Below are 5,710 nucleotides of genomic sequence, written 5' to 3'. Positions count from 1 at the left end.
GGCCAGACTCACTGTTCGCCGACCGCGGCTACGACCACGACATCTACCGCGACCAGGTCCGCGCACGCGGGATCGTCCTGCTGGCCCTCGCCGGGCTCTTCGGCTGTGGCGCCGTCGTGGCCAGGGTGACCGCGCGGAGCTGGTGGTTCAGCGGCCTGCGGCAGCTCGCGCTGGGTGGCGCGGCGGCCGGTGTGACGTACGCCCTGGGCATCCTGTTCGGGACGGCCGTAGGATAGCGACGCCGGTACTTATGCGACGGGCCGCATAAATAGCCGTTACTCGCTGGTTTCGAATGCGTGACCACCGGGCATGAGCCGTAAGCACCGCGGGCAATGACGCCTGCCGCAACCCGCGGGGTGGGCCGACGACGCTCCCCCCGCCCCCCAAGGGCCGACGGCCATGGATCCGACCGATCCTGTCCGCAGCGGTCCTCCTCACACGTTCGCCGCCACCGTGCGGCACCCCCCGCCGCCCCGCGCGGCACCCCCGCCGCCACCGTGCGGCGGCTGCGCCACGGACCCCGTGGCGTCCGCATGTTGGAACGGACTATCCGGTTCCCGGGTACCGCCCCATCATGTAATCTGCACGAAATTTAGCCATCCTTTCGCAGAGGGCCAACGTCGTCCCTCGGCACCTGCCACATGCCATATGACGACGACGGGAGAGCCGATGCGTACACCGCGCCAGCCGTCCCAGCACTCCGCGAGCGGCCAGAACTGGTCGTTCATGGATGCTCGCCCTGCTGCACAGGGTATGTACGACCCCCGCAACGAACACGACGCCTGTGGCGTCGGTTTCGTCGCCACCCTTACCGGCGAGGCGTCGCACACGCTGGTCGAGCAGGCGCTCACCGTGCTGCGCAATCTGGAGCACCGCGGTGCCACCGGCTCCGAGCCGGACTCGGGCGACGGCGCCGGCCTGCTGTCGCAGGTGCCCGACGCGTTCTTCCGCGATGTGGCCGAATTCGACCTTCCCGCGGCTGGCTCGTATGCAGTAGGTATCGCCTTTCTTCCGGAGGACGGAACCGAGGCCGTCGTCTCACAGATCGAGACGATCGCGGCCGAAGAGGGCCTGACCGTCCTCGGCTGGCGCGAGGTCCCCGTGGCCCCCGAGCTGCTCGGCGCCACCGCCCGCTCCACCATGCCCGCCTTCCGGCAGATCTTCGTCGGTGGCGCCGGCGAGGGCATCGCGCTGGACCGCAGGGCGTTCGTGCTGCGCAAGCGTGCCGAGCGCGAGGCCGGCGTGTACTTCCCGTCGCTCTCCGCCCGCACGATCGTCTACAAGGGCATGCTGACCACCGGCCAGCTGGAGCCCTTCTTCCCGGACCTGTCCGACCGCCGCTTCGCCTCCGCGATCGCGCTCGTGCACTCCCGGTTCTCCACGAACACGTTCCCGTCGTGGCCGCTCGCGCACCCGTACCGCTTCGTCGCGCACAACGGTGAGATCAACACCGTCAAGGGCAACCGCAACTGGATGCGCGCCCGCGAGTCCCAGCTCGCCTCGGAGCTGTTCGGTCCGGACACGCAGGGCCTGGAGCGCATGTTCCCGGTCTGCACGCCGGACGCCTCCGACTCCGCCTCCTTCGACGAGGTCCTGGAGCTGCTGCACCTGGGCGGCCGTTCGCTGCCGCACTCCGTGCTGATGATGATCCCGGAGGCGTGGGAGAACCACGACTCCATGGACCCGGCCCGGCGCGCCTTCTACCAGTACCACTCCACGATGATGGAGCCCTGGGACGGCCCCGCCTGCGTCACCTTCACCGACGGCACCCAGGTCGGCGCCGTGCTCGACCGCAACGGCCTGCGCCCCGGCCGCTACTGGGTCACCGACGACGGCCTCGTCGTCCTCGGCTCCGAGGTCGGCGTCCTCGACGTCGACCCCGCCAAGGTCGTCCGCAAGGGCCGCCTCCAGCCCGGCCGGATGTTCCTCGTCGACACCGCCCAGCACCGCATCATCGAGGACGACGAGATCAAGGCGTCCCTCGCCGGCGAGCAGCCGTACGCCGATTGGCTGGAGACCGGCGAGATCGAGCTGGGCGACCTGCCCGAGCGCGAGCACATCGTCCACACCCACGCCTCGGTCACCCGCCGCCAGCAGACCTTCGGCTACACCGAGGAGGAGCTGCGCGTCCTCCTCGCGCCGATGGCCCGCACCGGCGCCGAACCGATCGGCTCCATGGGCACCGACTCGCCCATCGCGGCCCTGTCCGAGCGCCCGCGCCTGCTCTTCGACTACTTCACCCAGCTGTTCGCGCAGGTCACCAACCCGCCGCTGGACGCCATCCGCGAGGAACTGGTCACCTCGCTGCGCTCGTCGCTCGGCCCGCAGGGCAACCTGCTCGACCCGACCGCCGCCTCCTGCCGGTCCGTGGTGCTGCCCTTCCCGGTCATCGACAACGACGAGCTGGCCAAGCTCATCCACATCAACGCCGACGGCGACATGCCCGGCTTCAAGGCCGCGACCCTGTCGGGCCTGTACCGGGTCTCCGGCGGCGGCGACTCGCTCGCCGCGCGCATCGCGGAGATCTGCGCCGAGGCCGACGCGGCCATCGACAACGGCGCCCGTCTGATCGTCCTGTCGGACCGCCACTCGGACGCCGAGCACGCGCCGATCCCGTCGCTGCTGCTCACCGCGGCCGTCCACCACCACCTCATCCGCACCAAGCAGCGCACCCACGTGGGCCTGCTGGTCGAGGCCGGCGACGTCCGCGAGGTCCACCACACCGCCCTGCTCATCGGCTTCGGCGCCGCCGCCGTCAACCCGTACCTGGCGATGGAGTCCGTGGAGGACCTGCTGCGCGCGGGCACCTTCATCAACGGCGTCGAGCCCGAGCAGGCCATCCGCAACCTGATCTACGCCCTCGGCAAGGGCGTCCTGAAGGTCATGTCGAAGATGGGCATCTCCACCGTCGCCTCCTACCGCGGCGCACAGGTCTTCGAGGCCGTCGGCCTGGACGAGGCCTTCGTGGAGAAGTACTTCAACGGCACCGCCACCAAGATCGGCGGCGTCGGCATCGACGTCATCGCCAAGGAGGTCGCCGCCCGCCACGCCAAGGCCTACCCGGCCTCCGGCATCGCTCCCGCGCACCGCGCGCTGGAGATCGGCGGCGAGTACCAGTGGCGCCGCGAGGGCGAGCCGCACCTGTTCGACCCGGACACGGTCTTCCGCCTGCAGCACTCCACGCGCACCGGCCGCTACGACATCTTCAAGAAGTACACCTCCCGGGTGAACGAGCAGTCCGAGCGCCTGATGACGCTGCGCGGCCTGTTCGGCTTCAAGTCCGGCCGGCAGCCGATCCCCGTCGACGAGGTCGAGCCGGCGAGCGAGATCGTCAAGCGGTTCTCGACCGGCGCCATGTCGTACGGCTCCATCTCCAAGGAGGCGCACGAGACCCTCGCCATCGCCATGAACCAGCTGGGCGGCAAGTCCAACACGGGTGAGGGCGGCGAGGACCCGGAGCGCCTGTACGACCCGGCGCGCCGCTCGGCGATCAAGCAGGTCGCCTCCGGCCGCTTCGGCGTGACCTCCGAGTACCTGGTCAACGCGGACGACATCCAGATCAAGATGGCCCAGGGCGCCAAGCCCGGCGAGGGCGGCCAGCTGCCCGGCCACAAGGTGTACCCGTGGGTCGCCAAGACGCGTCACTCGACGCCGGGCGTGGGCCTGATCTCCCCGCCGCCGCACCACGACATCTACTCCATCGAGGATCTGGCCCAGCTGATCCACGACCTCAAGAACGCCAACCCGGCCGCGCGTGTCCACGTGAAGCTGGTGTCGGAGGTCGGCGTCGGCACGGTCGCGGCCGGTGTGTCCAAGGCGCACGCGGACGTCGTCCTGATCTCCGGCCACGACGGCGGCACCGGTGCCTCACCGCTGACCTCGCTGAAGCACGCGGGCGGCCCCTGGGAGCTGGGCCTCGCCGAGACCCAGCAGACCCTGCTGCTCAACGGCCTGCGCGACCGCATCGTCGTCCAGACCGACGGCCAGCTGAAGACCGGCCGTGACGTGATCATCGCCGCGCTGCTCGGCGCCGAGGAGTTCGGTTTCGCGACCGCGCCGCTCGTCGTCTCCGGCTGCATCATGATGCGCGTCTGCCACCTGGACACCTGCCCGGTCGGCATCGCCACCCAGAACCCGGTCCTGCGCGACCGCTTCGCCGGCAAGGCGGAGTACGTGGTGAACTTCTTCCGGTTCATCGCCGAGGAGGTCCGCGAGCTGCTGGCCGAGCTGGGCTTCCGCTCCATCGAGGAGGCCGTGGGCCACGCCGAGGTGCTCGACGTCGAGCGCGCGGTCGACCACTGGAAGGCGCAGGGCCTGGACCTGGAGCCGCTGTTCCACGTGCCCGACCTGCCCGAGGGCGCCGTCCGCCACCAGCTGATCGCCCAGGACCACGGCCTGGAGAAGGCCCTGGACAACGAGCTGATCAAGCTGGCCGCCGACGCGCTGGCCGCGAGCGACGCCACCGAGGCCCAGCCGGTGCGCGCCCAGGTCGCCATCCGCAACATCAACCGCACGGTCGGCACCATGCTCGGCCACGAGGTGACGAAGAAGTTCGGCGGCGCGGGCCTGCCCGAGGACACCATCGACATCACCTTCACGGGTTCGGCCGGCCAGTCCTTCGGCGCCTTCCTGCCGCGCGGTGTCACGCTGCGCCTGGAGGGCGACGCCAACGACTACGTCGGCAAGGGCCTGTCCGGCGGCCGGATCGTCGTCCGCCCGGACCGCGCGGCCGACCACCTCGCCGAGTACTCGACCATCGCGGGCAACACCATCGGCTACGGCGCCACCGGGGGCGAGCTGTTCCTGCGCGGCCGTACCGGTGAGCGGTTCTGCGTCCGCAACTCCGGGGCGCTGGTCGTCTCCGAGGGCGTGGGCGACCACGGCTGCGAGTACATGACCGGCGGTCACGCGGTCGTCCTCGGCCCGACCGGCCGCAACTTCGCGGCGGGCATGTCCGGCGGTGTCGCCTACGTCATCGACCTCGACCGCGACAACGTCAACGCCGGCAACGCCGAGTCGGTCCAGGCGCTGGACGACGCCGACAAGCAGTGGCTGCACGACGTGGTGCGCCGGCACGCCGAGGAGACCGGCTCGACGGTCGCCGAGAAGCTGGTCGCCGACTGGGACGCGGCCGTGGAGCGGTTCAGCAAGATCATCCCCAGCACGTACAAGGCAGTGCTCGCCGCCAAGGACGCCGCCGAGCGAGCCGGTCTCTCCGAGACCGAGATCACCGAGAAGATGATGGAGGCGGCGATCAATGGCTGACCCGAAGGGCTTCCTGAACCACGGCCGCGAGGTCGCCAAGACCCGTCCTGTCGGTGAGCGCGTCAAGGACTGGAACGAGGTCTACGTCCCCGGCTCCCTGCTGCCGATCATCAGCAAGCAGGCCAGCCGGTGCATGGACTGCGGCATCCCGTTCTGCCACAACGGCTGTCCGCTGGGGAACCTGATCCCGGAGTGGAACGACTACGCCTACCGCGAGGACTGGGCGGCCGCCTCCGAGCGCCTGCACGCGACCAACAACTTCCCGGAGTTCACCGGCCGCCTCTGCCCGGCCCCCTGCGAGTCGGCGTGCGTGCTCGGCATCAACCAGTCGCCGGTCACCATCAAGAACGTCGAGGTCTCGATCATCGACCAGGCGTGGGAGACCGACCACCCGGTACCGCTCACCCGGGAACAGGCCGCCCTGTACGAGGCGGTGGTGCGCGAG

At 70.3% G+C, this 5,710-nt stretch carries 2 protein-coding genes and 1 pseudogene; all 3 read left to right on the top strand.

The window, feature by feature from the left end; all coding sequences use genetic code 11:
- The coding region (locus ACWEN3_RS39765) for a VIT1/CCC1 transporter family protein (RefSeq protein ID WP_452981605.1) at positions 1-236 on the top strand (236 nt) is incomplete at its 5' end.
- Between the two features lie 433 nt (positions 237-669).
- Positions 670-5,265: a glutamate synthase large subunit gene (gltB, locus tag ACWEN3_RS39760; protein ID WP_452981603.1), complete on the top strand. Its 4,596-nt coding sequence runs from the start codon at positions 670-672 to the stop codon at positions 5,263-5,265.
- Positions 5,258-5,710 (top strand): annotated as a pseudogene (gene gltD, locus ACWEN3_RS39755) (glutamate synthase); the annotation flags it as partial. The gene gltB and the pseudogene gltD, both read left to right, overlap by 8 nt.

The organism is Streptomyces sp. NPDC004561 (genome assembly GCF_053602155.1).
This window is presented reverse-complemented; position numbering and strand designations above follow the sequence as displayed.

Coding starts and splice junctions, on each gene's coding strand:
- gltB (WP_452981603.1), top strand. CDS start 670: ATGCGTACACCGCGCCAGCCGTCCCAGCACTCCGCGAGCGGCCAGAAC.